We start from the raw sequence: 20507 nt of genomic DNA, 5'->3' as shown, positions 1-20507 counted from the left end.
GCGTTGTCCCTCTATATAACAGATAGGCTTATTAATTTCTTTCTTCGTTAATTGTTTAACTTTAAGAGTAATAAGATGAAGCATTTAAGAGCAATAAAATGAGACATTTTAAATCAATCAGTGAAATGGCAGTGGCTAACAATCTGCCATTGCCCGAACATCCTATGTTGGGTTTGTTGCGAATCAATCGTGAAATCAAAATAGATAGTGCAGAATACACCAGCGATTTCTACATGATCGGATTAAAAAAAGTAAAAGCCGGTTATGTATTGTATGGGCGAACCAAATTTGATCATGAAACGGGTTCTATGCTATTTACGAAGCCACGCCAGGTGATCGAAATGCGGAATTTAGAATTTGAAGACGATGGATATATTTTAGTTTTTCATGAAGATTTCCTGGCCGGACAATCATTGCATGAAGACATTCAGCGTTATTCTTTTTTTGATTACGAAACAAATGAAGCTCTCCACCTGGCACCAAAGGAGGAAAAAATTATTTGGAATATTTTTTACACGATAGAGCAGGAATACAATAACAGTGAAGATGAATTCAGTAAAGAGATTATACTCGCAGGCATCAATTCGATGCTCAAATATGCTGAGCGGTTTTATAAAAGACAATTCATCAACCGAAAACAACTTTCCGGGAAAACGGTAACTGAGTTTAATAAAATCTTGCAGAAATACATTAAAGATGGCTCACTTGATGATACGGGACTGCCTTCGGTCGGAGATCTGGCAAGCAGGTTGAATATTTCTTCGCGATACCTTACTGATCTGTTGAAAGTGGAAACCGGTAAAACGGCTATTGAACTTATTCATATTGCACTCATCAACGAAGCAAAAAACAGGCTGAGAAAGAAAGATAAAGCTGTTTCTGAGATAGCATACGATTTAGGGTTTGAAAATATGTCTTACTTTTCCCGCCTTTTTAAAAAAGAAACAGGCATGTTGCCCACAGCCTATAAAAAGCAATTTGTAAATTAATTAATCAAAACGAAATGGGTTCGGCCGTGCGCCGTACCTTTCGCTACCGTTTGTTCATTAAAGACAATAGATGCAGCGGGAACCGTAGCGGACCTGTCTGGTCAGCCCATCCGGGGGACTGTCATCAAGCTGTAAGATGGAGAGTGATTTATTTTAGCCCGGGGGTTTCTTCCATTTTTTGTAGGATAGGGAAATCACAGCTTTTTTTTCTATTTTTCTCTTTCCGAGTGTGAATCCCCGGCGTATGATGCGAACGATCTTCCTTTTCCTGGTGCTGTTACAGGCGACAGGTTGCTATGCTCAGAAAAAGGTCCGGCTTCAGCAGCTTTCCATCGAAGACGGCCTCTCCCAAAATACTATTAACACTATTTTTCAGGATAGCCGCGGGTTCATGTGGTTTGGTACACAAAACGGATTGAACCGGTACGATGGCGTTACATTCACTACGTACAAGAACCTGGCGTCCGATTCCAACAGCATATCCAGCAGCGATGTGTATGCCGCCTATGAAGACGCGGATAAAATAACCTGGTTCGGCACGCGGTCGGGACTCTCACGTTTTAACCGCGACGCGAATAATTTTTCCAATTACGATTTTTATGAAGGAGGACAATATGCCATGCGACCTGCCTGGTGCATTGCGGGGTCTTCTAATAATGAATATCTCTGGATAGGTGCGTCAGGAGGATTATTCCGGTTTAGCCGCGTCACAAAGAAATTCAATCACTACCGCATTAACGACAGCATCCAGAACGCAAACTCGGTGAGAGCATTGTGTCAGGATAAAAAAGGAAGGCTGTGGGTAGGAACCTCTATCGGCGAGCTTATGCAATTTGATGAGACTCAAGGTACATTCACGTTGTTGAATATCAGCACACGAAGTAGAGGTAAGGAGTACAATGCCATTACTTGTATTCTTCAGGATAACGAAGGCGACATCTGGATTGGAAAGGAAGACGGTGTACTTGTTCGATTTGAGGATGCTCATGGCATCTTTCAGGAATATACAGCATTGAAAAACAAATATCCGGTGCGTGCCATGCTGGACGACAAGGAGGGAAATCTTTGGATAGGCACTGACAAGGGAGGAACCTTTTTGTTGAACAAGCGCACAGGACTATTCACGCCTCTCGGCGAACGCCAGGAGAATGGCACCGATGTTGTACTCTCGTTCTATCATGACGTCAAGGGAGATATGTGGTTGGGAACTTATCATGGAGGTGCCTACCTCTTCGACAAGACCGATACAGCATTTACGCACCTTCAACCTTATCACGAGATCAGGAATTCCGACGAAAGCAATTCGGTGTTGGCAATTTACGAGGATCGAAATGGCCTGTGGATGGGAACAGACGGTGGAGGCCTTATCCGGAAAGAAAAAGGAACGACCCATTATTATAAAAAAGCAGGCAGTAATAGTATTGCCGGGAATACCATTCTCTGCCTGGCGGAAAGAGCAGGTGAGCTTTATATCGGAACGTATGCGAACGGGTTGTCGGTATTCACTCCGTCTACTGGAAGATTCACGACTTACGATCAGTCCAATGGGTTAAGCGATAACAGTGTGTGGAGTATGTATGTGGACGGCGACGCTATCTGGATCGGTACCAATAAAGGCGGGCTGAATCTGTTCGATGTCAAGAGCAAAAAGTTTCGTCATTTTACGAACACCCTCAAAGACGAACGTACCATTAGCTCGAACACGATCCGTTCGATCTTTAGAGACAGTCGCAATAAGTTGTGGATAGGAACGGTTTCCGGACTCAACGCCTTTAACCAAGAAGACAGCACGTTCACATCATTTTATCACCACGAAGGAGAGAACAGTATCAGCAATAATAATGTGTTATGTGTTTACGAAGATGCAGAGAAGAGCTTATGGATGGGAACTCACGGTGGCGGTATCAATCGATACGATTACCGTACCGGCATGTTCACGGATTATCAGGAAGAGGATGGCCTCGCCGGAAATATCGTCTATGGGATATTAGAAGATGTCCAGGGCAACCTCTGGCTTAGCACTAACAAAGGAATCTCGCGGCTGGATGTCAGAAAAAAAGAATTCACGAATTTCGACATGAGAGCCGGATTGACAAGCGCAGAGTTTAATACAGGCGCCAGTTTTAAAAATAAGGAAGGCAGAATGTTCTTCGGAAATATCCAGGGTGCTACTTCGTTCCTTCCGCACCACATACGGCAGAATACCTTTGTTCCGCCTGTGGTGATCACAGACGTCTTTCTCTTCAACAAGCCCGTTCCGATAGGCCCTCAGTCTCCGCTGCAGCGCGCTATCGGTGAGACGGCAGAAATTACGCTGGACCATACACAGTCTGTTTTCAGCCTCCGGTTTGCGGCGCTCAATTTCACGCATTCCGACAAGAACAGTTATGCATATCAGCTGGAGCCCTTCGATAAGGAGTGGATCTATGCGGGGCATATCAATTCAGCGACCTATACGAACCTTGATCCCGGTACCTACACCTTTAAGGTTAAAGCCTCTAACAATGATGGCGTTTGGAACGAAAGCGCGACGACGCTGACGATCGTCATCAAGCCGCCGTTCTGGAAGACCTGGTGGTTTAACGCCCTGGTGATCGTTTTTATAGCGCTGGTTTTATATGGAGCCTACAGGTTCAAAGTGAGCTCGATAAGAAAGCAAAAAGAGATCCTGGCGAGCCTGGTCGATCAGCGCACTGCCGAAATTGAAGAAAAGAACAAGCTCCTGCTGGAAACGCAAATGAAGCATGCAGAGCTCATCCATCAGAAGCTGAACGATGAATTGGAAGCCAGGAGCAAGGAGCTCACAAACTATGCGCTGCTGATCATTCAAAAGAACCGGTTGCTCGATGAGTTGAAAACGAAGTTGAAGGAAGTTATCCGTCATCCCGGCTCGTCGAACCTGCGTGATTTTCGGAATCTGGTACAGATGATCAATTACAATTTCAGCCCGGAAAAGGAGTGGAAAGAGTTTAGTGCCAATTTCAACCGGGTGCATGGCGGTTTTTCAGAAACGCTGAAAGCAAAGTTCCCGGACCTTACAAGCAACGATCTGCGTTTGTGTGCCTTGTATCGTATCAGCATTCCCTCCAGGGACATTGCTGAAGCGATGGGCATCTCTTCCACGAGCGTTAAGATGGCCCGATACCGGTTGCGCAAGAAGTTAGGCCTATCCCCGGAAGAAGACATCAGCAAATTCCTGAATACGCTAGGATAAGCCTTCTATCCCTGTAGTGCCATCCTCATGCTATCCGGCTCTCACCCGCTACGGACTTTTCTTCAGTAGCCCCCAATGTCCCTCAAACTCCCTCCAAATCCCAATAAAATCTTGCGGTGTAGCCCCTGAGCCATGGCTGCGAGGTAATCTTGTAGCCCACAATAATTTCGGTTAGGTGGCAAATAGTAAAATATTGTATTGCCTATTTACCAGGCAAAAGAATGTCCTACCTAAACCTAACCTTCATGATAAAGAGATTTACGCTGCTTAAAAGACTGGGCTTTGTGCTTGTGTTGCTGGTTTTTTGGGCCGGCGAGACGCGGGCACAGGATGCCAACATTTCCGGGAAGGTGATTTCCGCCGAGGATAACGCGCCTTTGCCGGGAGTTTCAGTAGTTATCAAAGGAACCACTTCGGGTACAGTTACCGACAGCGACGGGAATTATTCGATTGTCGTTGCCAAGGGAAACGCCCTCGTCTTTTCCTTCCTGGGCACGGAGGCCCAGGAAATTACCATTGACAGCCAGACGCGGATCGACGTGACGCTAAAAGGCAAACTAACCAACCTCAACGAAGTTGTCGTTACCGCGTTGGGAATCCGGCGTGAAAAGAAAGCCATTGGATACTCCGTTACAGAAATCGATGGCAGCAAAGTTTCTACTGCCCTGGAAGTAAATGCGATCAACTCCCTCTCGGGTAAGGTAGCGGGCGTCGATATCTCCACGACCACGGCCGGCCCGACGGGATCAACGCGCGTCGTGATCCGCGGAAACTCGCGTCTTGATTCCAAGAACCAACCGTTGTATGTTGTCGATGGTGTCCCGATGGACAACTCCGATATGGGTGACGACGCAGGACAGTGGGGAGGCTATGATCTCGGCAATGGCGCGTCGAACATCAACCCCAAAGACATTGAATCCATTTCTGTTTTGAAGGGAGCGTCGGCTTCTGCGTTGTATGGATCCCGTGCCTCGAATGGTGTGATCCTCATTACCACGAAATCCGGAAAAAATCAGAAAGGGATCGGTGTTGAAGTCTCTTCGAATTATACTATCGAGAAAGTTCTCTCGAAGTTCGACGACTATCAGACCGTGTATGGCATGGGTCGGAATGGCGAACTGCCGCTTGAAAACAACTCGCAGACTACCCAGGTAGCCTGGGGTGCCAAGCTGGATCCCACACAAACGGTTCAGATATACAACGGTCAAACCAAACCGTATAGCGTAGTCAATAATAATATCCTCAGTTTCTTCCGTCCCGGATCTACCGCCACCAACACGGTTTCTCTTTCCGGAGGCACCGACAAAGCGAACATCCGTGTTTCCCTATCCGACCTAAGAAACAAGGATATCGTTCCCAACACCGGCCTAAATCGTAATACGTTCCTGATCAATACCTCGCTTAAATTAGGAGAGAAACTTACGATCGCAGGCAAAGTCAACTACGTGGTCGAGAATGTTAAGAATCGTCCTGCGCTTTCGGACAATCCGAACAACGTAGGCCTGGCAGTTCTGGGCATCGCTCCGAACTTCGATCAGAAATGGCTTTCGGAAGAATACAAGAACAAACAAGGAGATTATAATGATTGGAATGGTGGCAATATCTATCGGATCAACCCGTATTGGTCGATTAATGAGATCCAAAATGAATCTCACAAAGACCGCATCATGGGTTTCCTTCAGGTCAATTACCAGTTCACTAATTGGTTGAGCCTGCAAGTACGCGGCGGAACGGACTACACAAGCTTCCGCTATACAAACTTCTCTCCCAAGGGCACGCCCACAGTAGAGCTCGCTTCGTTGGATGAAACATCGGCCCGTGTGGTGGAGAATAATTACGAAGCGCTGTTAAAGTTCGACAAGAAGATCAGTCAGGATTTAACGTTCAATGCGTTCGTCGGAGGCAACATCATGCACTTCAAACGCGAGAGTTTCAATTTTACAGGTTCCGATATTATCCTGGAAGATATTCATACGATCACGAACTTCAAGACGCAGCGCAATACCTATCGTTATTTTGAAAAACAGATTAACTCGGTGTATGGGTCAGCACAGTTCGGCTATAAGGATACTTATTTCATCGACGGGACCTTCCGCAACGACTGGTCGTCTACTTTAAAGAAAGGGAACAACTCGTATTTCTATCCCGCCGTTTCCGGGAGTTTTGTTTTCTCGAATCTGCTCGCGGACAATAGGATGCTGTCGTTTGGTAAAGTCAGAGCTTCCTGGGCCGAGGTCGGTGGCGATACCGATCCGTATCAGCTAAACCTTACCTATGGACTACAGGATTTCTCTCACCTGGGCAAACCCCTCGGACAGATCGCCAACGACGAAATTCCCAATGCAGATCTGAAACCTACCGAAACCTTCTCCTACGAATTTGGCACGGAGCTTCAATTCTGGGAAGGCCGATTAAGACTCGATGCAGCCTATTACAATTCAAAGACCGTCAATCAAATCCTCAAGCTGAAGATCCCGAGAACGGGCGGCTATGATGCCGCGGTTATCAACGCGGGGGAGATCACAAACCGTGGCATCGAGCTGTCGCTTTCCGGCACACCACTCACGATGTCTTCCGGTTTCAAGTGGGAGGTGATGGTTAATTATACCCGGAACGTCAACAAGGTTGTCAAGCTCCACGAACTGGTGAAAACCTATGAGCTGTCGGCAGCGCGATGGGCCGGTGCTGTCATTCAGGCCCGCGAAGGAGCAGCCTTTGGCTCCATTGTCGGGAAGAAACTGAAGCGCGACCCGGATGGCAATATTATTCACAACACATCGGGTATGCCGGTTTCCACGGACGAGAGCGACCAGACGATTCTTGGTAATGGTGTGTATAAATGGATGAGCGGCGTCACCAATACGTTTACGTATAAGAATGTTACGCTTAGTGCCCTGGTTGATATTAAAGTAGGCGCCGATATCTATTCGATGAGCAACGCGCTGGCATATCAGAACGGAACCGCTACCGCTACGCTGGAGGGGCGCGATGCGTGGTATGCTTCCGAGGAGGCGCGTTTGGCGGCCGGTGTTGCTGCCGGAGCATGGACACCCACCGGTGGATACATTGGTAAAGGTGTGGTGAACACCGGTACCAGCGACAGCCCAGTCTATGAGCCGAATACGACTCCTGTAAATCCGCAAGATTATTGGCAAGGCTTTCTCGACAATTCGCCGGAGATTTTCATCTACGACGCCACCTATGCCAAGTTGAGAGAAGTGGTGGTGTCGTACGACCTGCCTTCGCGGTTCTACGCCCGTACCCCGTTTAAAAATGTGTCGCTCTCTTTTGTGGCGCGTAACCTCCTGATCCTGTATAGCGACATTCCAAACATCGATCCGGAATCCGGCTATAATAACGGTAACGGTCAGGGCTTTGAGTACGGCTCTTTGCCGTCGCGCCGGAGCTATGGAGTTAACCTGAACCTGAAATTCTAACGCATTAACGCATGACAGATATGAAAAGCACGATATATAAAAAAGGTGTTGTGGTTCTGCTCACCGTACTGCTGCTGATGCGGTGCGAAAACTTCGAGGAGATGAACCGGAACCCAACCACATCAACGAACATGGACCGCAACCTCATGTTGCCAACCATTCAGCTTCAGCTATCGGGAGGAACATTTGAAACCTTACGTAATGCATTTATCTATTCCGGCCATTGGATGCAGCACTGGACCGGCGAATATTCGACAACCGAATACGGCGGTAAAGGCCAGCGCAACGAGCAATACATGAGTGCCCTTTGGATCTCCCAATATCCGCGCGAGATCAAGAACGTTGTCGATATGGTAGAGAGCACCCGCGACGATGACTCCAACGTGAACATCAACGCCGTAGCCCGAATCATGAAGGTGTACATCTTCTCGAGGCTTACCGATCTCTACGGCGATATTCCCTATTCCGATGCCGCAAAAGGATACTATAGCAAGATCTACGCGCCGAAATATGATAAGCAGGAAGATATCTATATGGACTTTTTTAAAGAGCTGGACGAGGCCGTAAAATCCATCGACCCAGCGAAAGATAAAATCACGTACGACTATTACTTCGAGGGCGATCTGGCACGGTGGAAGAAGTTTGGCAATTCCCTGCGTCTTCGTCTGGCCATGCGCCTCACAAAGATCAATGTCGCCAAAGCACAACAGGAAGCGGAAGCGGCCATCGCCAGTGGCGTCATGACCAGTATTGCCGATGTAGCCGTTATGAGACATACCAAAGTGGCGTGGGGTGGAATTACCTCCGGCGGCAACGCCACGTCGTATGTGTTTATGAATTCGCAATTGGATGCGGACAAGAGTCTTTTCCGGATGTGCACCACGTTTGCAGATCACCTGGTCGCTACTTCCGATCCGCGACTAACCTTTTTCGGCGCCAGCTATCTCGAGGGTGCTCAGCGTCCTGATGACATTACCGCACAAGTGCTGGCAAGCGTAGGAAGCTATCATGCCATGGCCTTGCCGCCCAGCACGTTCACCTATGAGGCAAATCAGTTGGGAGGAGCGATCGACATTACGGTCAATGGGGAAACAGTGAATGTAACGAAAGAGTACCAATGCCTTCAGCCGTCGCGCTATATCTCCGAGATCGAATCTCCTTATATGATGATGAGCTACTCGGAGGTCGAACTCTGGATGGCAGAAGCCGCGTTCCGTTCATGGACCACGGGCAGTACAGCCGCAGAACACTTCAGCCGCGCGCTGGAAGCCGGCGTGAGAGAAATGAGCGTATACGGTGCTCCGGAAATACCCCAGGACGACATTGACGATTTTGTGGCAACGAACCCGCTTTTGCCGGGATCTGAACTGGAACAGATCAACACCCAGCTTTGGGTAGCATTCGCGTTGAATGGCCAGGAGGCATATGCCAATTGGAGGCGGTCGGGATTCCCCACGATCGTATACCCTAACCGTGATCCCGCGGTAAATGAGTCCAATGGGCGCATCCCACGGCGCATGCAGTATCCTCAAGAAGAATTCGATTACAACACTGAGCACGTACGCGATGCGGTGTCACGACTTCCAGGTGGTAAAGACGAATGGACGAGCCATGTATGGTGGGATAAAGAATAATCAGATCATCACATTAACACTAGCATTATGAAGAGATTTAAATCGATATGGATGGTTCTTCCGGTCGCGCTGATTTTTATGGCCGCCTGTGAGGACGATAAGGATAATCCCATGTTCTCCAGTACCGATGTGCCTCGCATTTTTGGGTGGAGCACAGTCAATAAGTATTTCCTTGATATCAAAGATACCCTGAGCCTGGGCATGAAAGTATCTCCCGAGGACGGTGCTACCTATACGTGGCTCATTGACGGAGTGGAGGTAGCGAATACAAAACAGCTTAATTATAAATTCTCGGAGGTGAAGAGCTACGACATTCGCTTCGAAGTAGATCGGAATGGCGTAAAGAATTATCGCGAAGCCGAAGTGATCGTGATCAAACCTTTTGTTCCAAAGGAATACACAAAAAAGGTTGTAGGTTTTATGACACGCAACGGCTCGCTGGAAACCATCAACCTCCAGAATATCACCCACCTGGTAATCTCTTCGGCTGTGGTGGATGAGAACTATGAAACGCTGGTAGACACCGTGTTTACCTCGCTTAACATTCCGCTCATCGTCACGGCAGCCCATAATGAAGGCGTGTATGTGCTGTTGGACGTTTCGGGACAGATCGATCTTGCGAACGGCGGCCCGGTATATGCTAACTACGGTTTCTACAACGTGATCAAAGACGAAGGGATGCGCGACCAGGCCATTACGACGTTTCTGAAATTTGCTGAGGATAATAACTTCGATGGCGTAAATATCTATCTCAACAACGCAACGGAAGGACAAGGTATCTTAAAAACCGATATAACATCCGCCTTCTTCAACGCCGTTGCCGAGAGGTTGCCCGCGGGGCCTAATGGAAAGTTCTTCTATACGGCTACGGCTCCGGGCGGATGGCTTACCAGCGAGTTCGCTCCCCTGGCCAGTATAGAAGCGATCGACTGGGTAAACCTTCAGCCATTCCGTTATGGTGCACCGGAGATTACGGAAGATGCCCCCGTGTCGGGCTTTAAAGAGCTGGCTGCGACCTGGGAAGGCTTCGGGTTACCCAAGGAAAAGATCGTGGATGGTATCCCAGCATATGGTCTGCATTATAAATATCCGAAGGATGGGACTACGGTAGGCTGGGGCAATATGTGGATGTATACATCGTACGATAGTTATAAGAGTATTCTGGCTCGTGATGCCGATGCGCAAACCAAGAATAAACTCGAAGTCGACGATGGTATTTTCTATGACGGCCATCCGTCCGTTCAGGCGAAATCGGAATATGTTATCGAAGCAGGCCTGGGTGGTGTCATGGTTTGGGGAATTGAGAACGATACCCAGGATCAATCTAAATCCCTCGTTAACAAAGTACGCACCACGCTGGGCAATCCTTAGTAAGCTGAAGCTCCCGGGGTGTTCGAAATACGCGCCCAGGAGCTTCTTTTTTATCCCAGACTCAACGTTCAAGATTGATGATGACCAGACTTAGTATTCTTTTTGTTTTTGCGATTTCCTTTCCTCCGTTGCATGCGCAGTATAAAGTGGTCGGTTATATTCCGAACACCCTGGATGTGACGCTTGATTTTGATAAGATCACACACCTGAACCTGGCGTTTGAAAACCCGGATGCAGAAGGGAACCTGACCTTTTCCAAATGGAATGAGAAGTACATTCGGCAGGCGCATGCATGCGACCGGAAAGTGTTGGTGTCGATTGGCGGTGGTACGGCTTCCGAAGATGTCGTACTGCGTTCACGCTATTTTACGTTAATCAGCGATGCAAACCGTAAGGAGTTTGTGCGTAAGATCTGCGCTTACCTGACCGTTCACCGGCTGGATGGATTGGATGTGGATCTCGAAGGCTCTTCTATCAATGAGGATTACGGCAAATTTATCGAAACCCTATCCGATACGCTGAAGTCGATGGGAATGCTTTTGACGGCCGCTCTTACACATGCAAATGGCGGCGATAAGGTCCCCGTCGAGGCGATCCGGCGTTTCGATTTTATCAACATTATGGCGTATGACAATACCGGCCCCTGGAACCCTGACCGTCCGGGACAACACGCTTCGTTCGAATATGCTGTTACCAGCCTTGACTATTGGGTGAGCCGAGGTCTACCGAAATCAAAAGCCGTGTTGGGTGTTCCCTTTTATGGATACGGCTTTGGCAGGGATTTTAACAACGGTATCTCGTATGCGCAGATCGTTAGTACGTATACTGGTGCGGAAAAAAACGATGTATCGGGCGACCGTATTTATTACAATGGATTGGTGACCATGCGCCGGAAAGTAGCGCATGTCGTGAACGGCGATTATGGCGGTATCATGATCTGGCAGCTGGCACAGGATGCCACGGGGACAAAATCTCTTTTGCTGGCCATCGATCAGGTGGTCCATAATAAATAATAAGTTCTTATCAGTTTTATAAACGTATGCGAATGAAAAGTGTAAGGTATAGAAGAATGGAGAATGTGGGGACGATAATGATTGTATGTATGTTCATCGCGTTGAACGTTTCAGCGCAAGCGATCGTATTCGATGACTTTTTATATTCTGGCGCAGATGATCCGGCCATCGGGAGTTTTAATCAATGGACGATCGTTCACGGTACGAACGGACCTCCTTCCGGAGCAAACTATCTAGCGTCTAACGTCACGTTCACAGATGATGGGCTGCTGCAGCTCACGTGTTCAAATTCGGGAACAGTGTCCAGCGCGACACACGCACGCCTGGAATCCAAAGACGTCGTCTACTTTGAAGGAACGTATGCTGCGCGTGTCTTCTTTGATGACTCACCCCATGAATTCAAAGATCCTGTCATTCAGACCTTTTACGCGATCTCGCCTTCTTCGGGTGGCCAGAATCCCGCGACCTACGCGGAAGTCGATTTTGAATACCTGCCGTGGGATGCCTGGAACGGTCTGTACAACGACAATTACAATCACGCCATGTGGATGTCTTCCTATGAATCGGCAAAGGTATTGGCGAGCGGTCTCGACAACGACCATCACTATGTGAAGGAGGCAATCGGCGGCCAATGGCATACCCTCTTATTCCGGTTTACAGATGGTACCCACGTCGAATATTTTATCGACGGAGACCTGAAAGCTACCTTATCGAGGCGAAGCAGCGACGGTGTTTCCGTCTACCCCGATTACAATATGCTGGTGAGTTTCGCCAACTGGGGATATCCACCCATCGAAGGAACGTCGTTCGGGAGCTCGGCGTCGCTGCGAAGCAGCACCATGAAAGTAGACTGGTTTGTTTACGTTCCTGGTGCGAGCAAGAATGCCGCCGAGATAGAAACGATCGTTACGGCATTTCGTGCGGAAGGCATCTTCAGAAAAAATCGCTTAGGCCAGGTGCAGGGCCCGGGAATAATAACGCCGGTGGAAGAGGGCTTCACGGGATCTCATCCTGCAATTTATCCCAACCCTGTAGCAGAGAAAATCTTTGTAGATATGTTTCCTGGAGATCACATCATTATCCGTGATGTTACAGGAAAAGAAATCTCACACGAGCAGGTTGGAAAAGATAAAAGCATCGATGTCTCGGCGCTCAACCATGGCCTGTATTTTATTGGAGCCTTACCGGGCAATGGGAAATGGATATGGCTCCGGTTTATTAAAAAGTGATGTGCCTTTAACCGTGCTTTTCCTGTAACGCGCGTAACTGCTCTTCTGTGAGAGGTTGTCGTCTGGCCTGTTCACGGCAGGTAGCTGCCAGGAGAGCATCTTTTTCGGCGTCTGCAAGCTCGGCGCGAATGATCCAGGCTTCCGCTATCTGTTCGGCCGCCTCCCCGTCTATATTCCGCAACGCATTGTCCAGAACCCTGGCCGCCATGGCATCGTCATTCTTGTAATCCCGAAACCTGACTGCCATGGCGATCGCCTTCGCCAGCCGGTTGGGATATACGTGTTCAGCCTTCTCCCATTCTTGTTGATCTTTTTCGCCGCGGCTGACGAAGATGACGGCATTGCCGGCAACATCCGTTAGTGTGAAGCGGGTGGCACCGGGCTTCATGCGTGAAATGCGGGGCAGGCCTACGTGCGGTATCCGGCCAAGCTGTTCCTTCAGACGCATGGTAAAGATCCTGTATACGGCTGCGGCATTCTGAACCGCGACCAGACAGCCGGTGTATTGATTGGTTGCCGGAGTCATTCCTTTTACACCGCCGAAATGCAGCGCAGCACCGCCGCGTTGAACAACACCGTATTGGTAGGGGCGCGTCTGCTTGTATGTAGTAACAAAGCCCAGGGATGTCCAGAAAACCAGCGTCTCTTCAATATTGATGCAGGGCAGGATCGGGACCGTAGTCCATGTTTCTATTGTTGTGTTTTGCATATCGTGTGTATGATAATTTTAGGGGCGGCAAGGTAGCGAGCAAAGACTTCAACTGCCCGTTACATACTTTTTTGTATGTAACAACATGGGGTGTGTGTGATTCGCTATCTTTGCCCGATGGCAGATTTTGTTTATCAGGGCCGTGTATACTACAGTCCCATCGAGCTGAGCATGGCATTTATCGGCGGTACGTGGAAAATGCCCATCCTGCTGGCGCTTCGAAAAGGTCCTGTTCGTTATAGCGTGTTGCGGTCAATCATTCCACACATCACGGACAAGATGTTGTATAGCCAGTTGCGTGATTTAGAAAAAAAAGGGATGCTTACACGGCAGGTATATTCTGAAAAACCGCCGCGTGTCGAGTATAAGCTTACGACCCTGGGAAAGCGATCGATAAAAGTGATTGATTCGCTTCAGACGTTTGGAAAGCATCTGATGAAGACGGAGAAAGTGGCCATTAAACGTCAACGCTAACTACGTAGTTCAACTCCCGTCAAAATGCTTTAACCAGTGTACTTGTTCTTCGGTGTCTGGCACTGTTAATCCTCTCGAACGTGTGATAAAATCAAGGACATCTCCCGCCATCCTGCAGGAATCTAATAAAATGGCGCCGGCAATTATAGAGGATCGGCCGATTCCCATACGGCAATGAATGACTACAGACTCTTGGTTACGGAGTTTCTCCTGCAAATACTTCACTATTTTTTTTACAGCGTGTAAACTTGCAGGCACCCCTCGATCTTGAATAGGCAGATGAAGATATTCAATTCCATATTTATCGCAGAGAGATTGTTCGTTCCTCAGCCCGAGTTCATAGATTTCAGCGGCTTCCAACAGACAGACCAATACTCGAACGCCGTTCATTTTCAAATTTCTTATTTCATCTTCTAATGCGTCATTTCCCCGGGGCCTGGCCATAATGCCAAGGGGTGTGCCATAAGGATTATTTTGGATCCAATAGATCTTGGTGAACATAATTAATAGGTATAAAGTAGAGAATGAGATTTCTCCTGAACTAGGAGCCCATTCTAATCCGCCATGCCGGTGGGTATAGATTGTTGAGGCGGTTCGGAAGTTGATTCACCCAGCCCAGGGGCAGGTCGTTGTACACAATCAATGCGAAGCCTTTGCCATTGCCCGTGCCGGGCAGGGTCTCTTTGCGTAAGTATTGTATGGCTTCCTCGTACGACACCGGCAGGGTAGGGAAGGCCTCTTGTTGTAAGACCGTCGACAACGCCAGGGAGTGCTCGGGGATAAGCTTGTCATGCTTGAGCGTGGCGACAAACGTACCGGCGATTACCAGGTGCAGATGACGGGAGAGGAACGCAATGGCTTGTGCTTGCGATGCAGGAACAAACTGCAACAAATCGTCTCGTTGTATGAAGCTTTTGTCTTCGGGTGTTTGGACCCACGTTGTTACCTGGTCGAGTATTTTTTTTGTGGGCGCAGCAAACACGGGCTTCGACAATCGCAAACTTACTTCCGCTTGCGTTGCGCGTTTGCGGATAACGGAGAGAAAGAACCCTTCGCCTTGTGTACGGTGCGGTGCGAAGCGATAGGCAATTATGCCCTCTTCCTCGATTGTCTCAATACCCCATTCAGCCGGTATAGAGAGTGATACAAACTCGATGTCGTGGTTCGCGCGGAGCCAGGCCAGGTTCTCTTCGTTTTCGAGCCGGTTATAGGTACAGGTGGAGTATACCAGCAGGCCGTTGGTTTTTAGTGCCGGCCATACGTCGCTGAGGATGCGGCGTTGGCGGGCGCTGCAGAGCTGTACGTTATCTTCTGACCAGGCCTCCATGGCACCGGGGTCTTTGCGGAACAGGCCTTCGCCCGAGCAGGGCGCATCTACGACCATGACGTCAAAGAATCCTTGTAGGGACGTGAAGTCTTCGGGGTCGTTTTGGGTGACGACACAGTTGGGGTTTCCCCACTTCTGGAGGTTCTCGGCTAAGATGCCGGCCCGGCTGCGGATAACTTCATTAGAGACCAACAGACTGTCCGATGATAACAGGCTGCTGAGGTGTGTGGATTTGCCACCGGGGGCGGCGCAGAGGTCTAGTACGCGTAACGGTACCGTAGTGTCTGTTGCCTGGCGAAGTACTTGTTCGAGGAACATCGAGCTGGCTTCCTGCACATAATAGGCGCCGGCATGCAGTGCGGGGTCAAGGGTAAACACGGGACGTTCCTGCAGGTAACGTCCGGTAGCGCACCAGGGTATAGGCGCTGTGTATTGATCCGGGCCGGGCTTTCGCGGGTTGAGACGGAGGCTGACGGGCGGTGGTGTTGTATGGGCGGCCACAAAGGCATCCCACGCACCCGCAAGTTGCTGCCGCATGCGAGCTTCAAAAGCCGGAGGAAAGACGGGCGTCATACCATTCACAGCCGGTAAAAGTAAGTAAAAAGATGTTCTGGCGACAACTATTAAATTCTGTCAGCCGGCGTTGTTGCAGATGGGGTAAACCCCTTACCTTAGACGCCTCGTACACTATACGAAGCCCTATAAAACCGATCAATCCATGGTGCAGACCAATGCCAACGACCCTCGTTTGAAAAGCTGGGTGTCCATTCCCGCCGGAAGTGATTTTCCGATTCAGAATTTGCCCTTTGGCATCTTCTTACGAAAGAACAGCTCGCCGGTGGCGGGTGTTGCGATCGGCGCGGACATACTCGACCTGGCCTACCTCAATACCAACGGCTACTTTCATAGCCAGCACCTGCCTGCCGATATTTTTATACAGCCTACGCTCAATGAGTTCCTGGGCCTGGGCCGCAAGAAAATCCGCGAAGTGCGCGAGCGTGTCTCCGAGCTGTTGAGCGACTCCAACAACGAGCTGGACGCCGACGCCCGTGCCGCAGCGCTGGTGCCAGCCCGCGAAGTGCAGATGCTACTGCCGGTAAAAGTTGCGAACTATACCGACTTTTATAGCAGCGAAGAGCATGCGACCAACGTGGGCTCGATGTTTCGCGATCCGAAGAATGCGCTACTGCCCAATTGGAAACATCTGCCGATCGGTTATCACGGTCGGGCGTCGTCGATTGTTGTGACGGGGACGAACATTACCCGCCCCAAAGGACAGATCAAACCACCCGACAGCGACCTGCCTGTCTTTTGCCCTACACGCAAGCTAGACTTTGAATTGGAAGTTGCGTTTGTGACGTGCGGCGAGACGGCATTAGGGAGTGCCATTCACACCGCCGACGCGGAAGAGTATATCGCGGGTCTTGTGTTACTCAACGACTGGTCCGCACGCGACATTCAGCAATGGGAGTATGTGCCCCTGGGGCCATTCCTCGCCAAGAACTTCGGCACTACCATCTCGCCCTGGATCGTAACGATGGATGCGCTGGAGCCCTTTCGCGCAAAAGGCCCCGAGCAGAACCCGCACGTGTTGCCGTACCTGGCGTACGAAGGGGAGAAGAACTTTGATATTTTACTCGAAGTGCTGATACAAGCCGGCAAAGCGGAGCCCGCTACCGTATGCCGCACGAACTTCAAGTATATGTATTGGAATATGAGCCAGCAGCTGGCGCACCATACAGTGAACGGCTGTAACGTTCAGGTGGGAGACTTGTATGCTTCGGGTACGATCAGTGGTCCTTCGCCGGGTTCGTACGGCTCGTTGCTCGAGCTGACGTGGAACGGCCAAAAGCCGCTGCACCTGCCGGACGGTGTGCAACGAACTTTCATTGAAGACCATGACACCGTCATCATGCGGGGCTATGCAGAGAAGAACGGCGTGCGCATCGGTTTCGGTGAGTGTCGCGGCATGATTCAACCGGCAACCCACGCCCGCTCATGAAACGCATAAACTTCTACCTGTTCATTGCTGCGCTGGTGGTGCTCGACAGCGTGCTGTTGCGAAGTCCCAACCTGCTGGGGAAAATCGGGCTGATCATTTATAAGTACCATTACCTGCGGACGTTTCCCAAGACGCTGGTCACGGTATCACTGGTGGTCGGCGTGGCAGTGGCCCTGGCGGAAGCCGTACGATTTTTTGTTCAGCGCGGCATCTGGAAACGGTCTGTCGGCCAGGTTATATTATCGCTATTATTGCTCGCGGCCGTGTCGATGCTGGTAAAGACGGCTGTAGATTTTACAGCGTGGAGCTATAGCCATACGGGACTGCGGTTTCGCCTGGGAGCCTACCTGCTGCCGGCTATCCTGGCCGTTGTTTTTGGCTATGCGTGGGGTACACTGCGGGTGCCGCACGAGCCATTCCCCGAATCACCCGTCATGAATCAACAAACACCCCCGGATAAAACTACGCCTTGATGCTGACCATTGACCCGAAAGAGATTTCGCTCATTCAAATGCAACACTATCTGCAATCGGCCGTGACACCGCGGCCGATCGCATTCGCCAGTACGGTCGACAAAGAGGGGCGTATAAACCTGAGCCCTTTCAGTTTCTTTAACGTCTTCGGTACCAACCCGCCGCTGCTGGTCTTTTCGCCGTCGCGGCGTGTACGCGATAATACAACCAAGCATACCTTAGAGAATGTACTCGAGGTACAGCAGGTCGTGATCAACATTGTAAACTATGCCATGGTACAACAGGCCTCACTGGCGAGTACCGAATATGCTAAGGGCGTAAACGAGTTTATCAAAGCAGGCTTTACCGAGGCGCCTTCGGTGAAGGTGGCGCCGCCGCGCGTGGCGGAAGCGCCGGTAGCCATGGAGTGCCAGGTAGTGCAAGTGGTGCCGACGGGGCATGAAGGAGGTGCTGGAAATCTCGTTTTGTGCGAGGTGATCTATATGCACATTCGCGAAGATATAGTGGATGCGGACGGTCGGATTGATCCGTTTAAACTCGATGCGGTGGCTCGTTTAGGGGGCGATTGGTATTGCCGGGTGCAGGGAGATTCGATTTTTAAAGTGCCGAAGCCGGTGGATCGATTGGGGATTGGCGTGGATGCAATACCGCCTGTGATACGCTACAGTCATTTTCTGACGGGCAACGACCTGGGTCTCTTAGGCAATATTGAGAAGCTGCCCGATGCAGCGGAGTGTCAGCAGTATCGGTTGAGAGCAGGGATACATCAGGTGTTGCAGAAGGGTACGGCTGCGGCGCATCAGCATGCGCATTTATTGCTGACGCATGGGAAAGTGCAGGAGGCGTGGATGATGCTTTTGTTGGCGATTGGGTAAACTCACCACGAGAGCATGAAGACCCCCGTCAATTGCGTCTGAAGCGGTGATTGGCGTGTCTTATCAGCAATGGACCGGTGAACCCGATTTGGATAACATGTCTTTAAAGGGATGCTTCGATAGTCTGCATGGGCACGAACATACGACCGCTTTCTAGCGAGATAAAACCAAATCCGCCATAAAATTTTCTCGCGTGTTCACTAAGAGGGTCAGTCACGACTGCGCAAGCTCCGATAGTTACAGTGGCGGCGTAAGCCCGCTTTAGCGCATCAGCCAACAGTAATTCACCGAGACCTTGCCCTTTATAATTCACATCTCTCGCAAGTCTGCCAAGTAGTGTCACTGGCAGAGTTTTGTAGGGCATTTTCTTTTGAAGTTCCACCGGAATTATGGTTCGATCGATGTTGTCAGAGGACAACGTGTAGTAGCCTTTTATTATTTCGTTTTCTCCTTCTAGTACAAAACATGCTGCAACTTTTCGCTTAATATCCTGTCCAGCTTGTTTCTTGAGATAATTTTCCAACGAAGGTTCTTCACATGAGAAGACGGTTTTCTTGTGTGAAGATTTTAATTCTACGGTATGAAGCATCTACACGTCTGTCTTGAATTTACCGTGTTTATGCATGGCCTCTTTCAATTTAGCATTGGGTGGGGGCGGATTGAAAATAGTCTCAAAGAATAGCCTACGATCGTTTTCTGACGCCAGCCAATTATTGTGTTTTTCCATGATCTCTTCAGCTTTTTCCGAGGCGGCGCTAATCATAAAATCTGTGAGCGAACGAAAGCCTCCGATTTCCAATACTTGCTCAAAAAAAATCTTTTGTTTCTGTGATATGCGCAAGTCCAGCCTGGTTGTCTCTGTTGTGGGCATAGCGGTTTGATTTATTAACTATTACAAATAACGGAAAAATGCTGTACAAGTTCCATTTTTTGTGGAAAAATGCTGTACACTGTGTAATTTATTGTAGAACGCTGTTTATCAGTTGTTTACATGTTGGATTATCATCTACAATAGTCTCTAGCGCTAGAATATGTTTTGTAGACCGCAAGTTGGCTTCTTTAACGTAAGCAGTTTTTCACCAGGAGCTTCGTTTCTCCTGATCAATGGTCTCCTCGATTTCTGATAATACCAGTTAGAATTTTATAATCAGCGCCACGCCTGATTGCCGGCCGAGGACGACGTCCTGCTCGATCAGGGGTTCGAGGCTTACCTGCAAGTTGGGGTTAACATCAAACTCCTTCAAGTGGGCATCAACGTGTGCATCGACGATCTGCAGTAGATACATCGCTCCGGTCATGATGAGCCAGAAGTCGCGTTGGCGCCGGTAGGAGGTGACGATCGTGCGCAACTGGCCCGTGGAGAGCTCGCTGACGGGGTGTAGGAAGTTTTCGTTGTTGGGGGCCTCGTTGATGTTGTCGAAGAGCTGGGACTTGTATTTTTTATACCCCTTTTGGTAGAAGCCGACGGCATACCCCAGGGCGCCAAACCCGCCGTAGACCAGCGGAAGCTTCCAATACTTTTTATTGTAGATCTGGCCGAGGCCCGGCAGCACTGCGGCATAGAGCAGTGCCTTGCGCGGGTCGTAGCGTGTCGCGTAGGATTTGATCAGGACAGTATCCTGGCCACTTTCGATGTAGACGCTGTCGTCGGCTGTGTTGGGGGCCGCCGAGGGGGCGACCTCCTGCGCCTGGAGGGCTGCAGGAAGTAAGAACAACAAAAGCAGACAGCACAGCGATAGTTTCTTCATGGGTTGACGGCA

General features: G+C 49.6%; 17 protein-coding genes. 11 read left to right on the top strand and 6 right to left on the bottom strand.

The genetic code is table 11. The features are described from left to right. The first annotated feature begins 98 nt into the window (after nt 1-98). The 7 genes from K7P01_RS00490 to K7P01_RS00460 all read left to right on the top strand — a co-directional run bounded on the left by K7P01_RS00490 (nt 99) and on the right by K7P01_RS00460 (nt 12887). A complete protein-coding gene (locus K7P01_RS00490; RefSeq protein ID WP_267288720.1) occupies nt 99-989 on the top strand; it encodes a helix-turn-helix domain-containing protein in 891 nt (296 codons plus the stop codon). Nucleotides 990-1233: 244 nt separating this feature from the next. Beyond that, on the top strand, nt 1234-4203 hold the full coding sequence (locus K7P01_RS00485; RefSeq protein WP_267288718.1) for a two-component regulator propeller domain-containing protein: 2970 nt from the start codon (nt 1234-1236) through the stop codon (nt 4201-4203). Nucleotides 4204-4448: 245 nt separating this feature from the next. Continuing rightward, nucleotides 4449-7640: a SusC/RagA family TonB-linked outer membrane protein gene (locus K7P01_RS00480; protein ID WP_267288716.1), complete on the top strand. Its 3192-nt coding sequence runs from the start codon at nt 4449-4451 to the stop codon at nt 7638-7640. Between the two features lie 20 nt (nt 7641-7660). Beyond that, entirely contained in the window at nt 7661-9274 is a 1614-nt protein-coding gene (locus K7P01_RS00475; RefSeq protein ID WP_267288714.1) for a SusD/RagB family nutrient-binding outer membrane lipoprotein, read from the top strand. A 27-nt stretch (nt 9275-9301) separates the two neighbouring features. After that, a complete protein-coding gene (locus tag K7P01_RS00470) occupies nt 9302-10645 on the top strand; it encodes a glycosyl hydrolase family 18 protein (protein WP_267288712.1) in 1344 nt (447 codons plus the stop codon). A gap of 77 nt (nt 10646-10722) precedes the next feature. Beyond that, nucleotides 10723-11658: a glycosyl hydrolase family 18 protein gene (locus K7P01_RS00465; protein WP_267288710.1), complete on the top strand. Its 936-nt coding sequence runs from the start codon at nt 10723-10725 to the stop codon at nt 11656-11658. 32 nt (nt 11659-11690) lie between these two features. Beyond that, nucleotides 11691-12887 carry a T9SS type A sorting domain-containing protein gene (locus K7P01_RS00460; RefSeq protein ID WP_267288708.1) on the top strand — a complete coding sequence of 399 codons (1197 nt, stop codon included), beginning with the start codon at nt 11691-11693 and terminating at the stop codon, nt 12885-12887. 7 nt (nt 12888-12894) lie between these two features. Here the strand turns inward: K7P01_RS00460 and K7P01_RS00455 are convergent, their stop codons facing one another. Then, nucleotides 12895-13596, bottom strand: coding sequence for a VOC family protein (locus K7P01_RS00455; RefSeq protein ID WP_267288706.1), 702 nt, complete (start codon nt 13594-13596; stop codon nt 12895-12897). Nucleotides 13597-13713: 117 nt separating this feature from the next. Here K7P01_RS00455 and K7P01_RS00450 point away from each other — a divergent pair, with 117 nt between their 5' ends. After that, complete coding sequence (locus tag K7P01_RS00450; RefSeq protein ID WP_267288704.1) at nt 13714-14070, top strand: winged helix-turn-helix transcriptional regulator; 357 nt, start codon at nt 13714-13716, stop codon at nt 14068-14070. A gap of 9 nt (nt 14071-14079) precedes the next feature. Here the strand turns inward: K7P01_RS00450 and K7P01_RS00445 are convergent, their stop codons facing one another. Beyond that, entirely contained in the window at nt 14080-14571 is a 492-nt protein-coding gene (locus tag K7P01_RS00445; protein WP_267288702.1) for a protein-tyrosine phosphatase family protein, read from the bottom strand. 40 nt (nt 14572-14611) lie between these two features. Continuing rightward, nucleotides 14612-15970: a methyltransferase RsmF C-terminal domain-like protein gene (locus K7P01_RS00440; RefSeq protein ID WP_267288700.1), complete on the bottom strand. Its 1359-nt coding sequence runs from the start codon at nt 15968-15970 to the stop codon at nt 14612-14614. Nucleotides 15971-16115: 145 nt separating this feature from the next. Here K7P01_RS00440 and fahA point away from each other — a divergent pair, with 145 nt between their 5' ends. Genes fahA through K7P01_RS00425 form a run of 3 tightly spaced genes read left to right on the top strand, consistent with a single transcriptional unit; the run spans nt 16116 to nt 18747 of the window. Then, nucleotides 16116-17399 carry a fumarylacetoacetase gene (gene fahA / locus K7P01_RS00435; protein ID WP_267288698.1) on the top strand — a complete coding sequence of 428 codons (1284 nt, stop codon included), beginning with the start codon at nt 16116-16118 and terminating at the stop codon, nt 17397-17399. Beyond that, on the top strand, nt 17396-17872 hold the full coding sequence (locus tag K7P01_RS00430) for a hypothetical protein (RefSeq protein WP_267288696.1): 477 nt from the start codon (nt 17396-17398) through the stop codon (nt 17870-17872). The genes fahA and K7P01_RS00430 overlap by 4 nt, the downstream gene beginning before the upstream one ends. Further along, the gene (locus tag K7P01_RS00425) at nt 17872-18747 is read left to right on the top strand and encodes a flavin reductase family protein (protein ID WP_267288694.1); all 876 of its coding nucleotides are present in this window, start codon (nt 17872-17874) and stop codon (nt 18745-18747) included. Before K7P01_RS00430 ends, K7P01_RS00425 begins: the two co-directional genes overlap by 1 nt. A gap of 103 nt (nt 18748-18850) precedes the next feature. Here the strand turns inward: K7P01_RS00425 and K7P01_RS00420 are convergent, their stop codons facing one another. The 3 genes from K7P01_RS00420 to K7P01_RS00410 all read right to left on the bottom strand — a co-directional run bounded on the left by K7P01_RS00420 (nt 18851) and on the right by K7P01_RS00410 (nt 20495). Then, complete coding sequence (locus tag K7P01_RS00420; protein WP_267288692.1) at nt 18851-19336, bottom strand: GNAT family N-acetyltransferase; 486 nt, start codon at nt 19334-19336, stop codon at nt 18851-18853. Next, nucleotides 19337-19618, bottom strand: coding sequence for a type II toxin-antitoxin system TacA family antitoxin (locus tag K7P01_RS00415; RefSeq protein ID WP_267288690.1), 282 nt, complete (start codon nt 19616-19618; stop codon nt 19337-19339). A gap of 262 nt (nt 19619-19880) precedes the next feature. Then, a complete protein-coding gene (locus K7P01_RS00410; RefSeq protein WP_267288688.1) occupies nt 19881-20495 on the bottom strand; it encodes a DUF5683 domain-containing protein in 615 nt (204 codons plus the stop codon). Between the last annotated feature and the right edge of the window lie 12 nt (nt 20496-20507).

This window comes from Parachryseolinea silvisoli (assembly GCF_021190955.1).
GTDB lineage: Bacteria > Bacteroidota > Bacteroidia > Cytophagales > Cyclobacteriaceae > Ohtaekwangia > Ohtaekwangia silvisoli.
The sequence above is the reverse complement of the archived record's forward strand: the minus strand, read 5'-3'. Positions and strand labels throughout refer to the sequence as shown.

Excerpts from the sequence above, each read along its gene's own strand:
- K7P01_RS00460 (WP_267288708.1), top strand. The coding sequence starts at position 11,691 with ATGAAAAGTGTAAGGTATAGAAGAATGGAGAATGTGGGGACGATAATG.
- K7P01_RS00445 (WP_267288702.1), bottom strand. The coding sequence starts at position 14,571 with ATGTTCACCAAGATCTATTGGATCCAAAATAATCCTTATGGCACACCC.
- K7P01_RS00410 (WP_267288688.1), bottom strand. The coding sequence starts at position 20,495 with ATGAAGAAACTATCGCTGTGCTGTCTGCTTTTGTTGTTCTTACTTCCT.
- K7P01_RS00475 (WP_267288714.1), top strand. The coding sequence starts at position 7,661 with ATGAAAAGCACGATATATAAAAAAGGTGTTGTGGTTCTGCTCACCGTA.
- K7P01_RS00450 (WP_267288704.1), top strand. The coding sequence starts at position 13,714 with ATGGCAGATTTTGTTTATCAGGGCCGTGTATACTACAGTCCCATCGAG.
- K7P01_RS00470 (WP_267288712.1), top strand. The coding sequence starts at position 9,302 with ATGAAGAGATTTAAATCGATATGGATGGTTCTTCCGGTCGCGCTGATT.
- K7P01_RS00455 (WP_267288706.1), bottom strand. The coding sequence starts at position 13,596 with ATGCAAAACACAACAATAGAAACATGGACTACGGTCCCGATCCTGCCC.
- K7P01_RS00485 (WP_267288718.1), top strand. The coding sequence starts at position 1,234 with ATGATGCGAACGATCTTCCTTTTCCTGGTGCTGTTACAGGCGACAGGT.
- K7P01_RS00425 (WP_267288694.1), top strand. The coding sequence starts at position 17,872 with ATGCTGACCATTGACCCGAAAGAGATTTCGCTCATTCAAATGCAACAC.
- K7P01_RS00415 (WP_267288690.1), bottom strand. The coding sequence starts at position 19,618 with ATGCCCACAACAGAGACAACCAGGCTGGACTTGCGCATATCACAGAAA.
- fahA (WP_267288698.1), top strand. The coding sequence starts at position 16,116 with ATGGTGCAGACCAATGCCAACGACCCTCGTTTGAAAAGCTGGGTGTCC.
- K7P01_RS00420 (WP_267288692.1), bottom strand. The coding sequence starts at position 19,336 with ATGCTTCATACCGTAGAATTAAAATCTTCACACAAGAAAACCGTCTTC.
- K7P01_RS00430 (WP_267288696.1), top strand. The coding sequence starts at position 17,396 with ATGAAACGCATAAACTTCTACCTGTTCATTGCTGCGCTGGTGGTGCTC.
- K7P01_RS00465 (WP_267288710.1), top strand. The coding sequence starts at position 10,723 with ATGATGACCAGACTTAGTATTCTTTTTGTTTTTGCGATTTCCTTTCCT.
- K7P01_RS00490 (WP_267288720.1), top strand. The coding sequence starts at position 99 with ATGAGACATTTTAAATCAATCAGTGAAATGGCAGTGGCTAACAATCTG.
- K7P01_RS00440 (WP_267288700.1), bottom strand. The coding sequence starts at position 15,970 with ATGACGCCCGTCTTTCCTCCGGCTTTTGAAGCTCGCATGCGGCAGCAA.
- K7P01_RS00480 (WP_267288716.1), top strand. The coding sequence starts at position 4,449 with ATGATAAAGAGATTTACGCTGCTTAAAAGACTGGGCTTTGTGCTTGTG.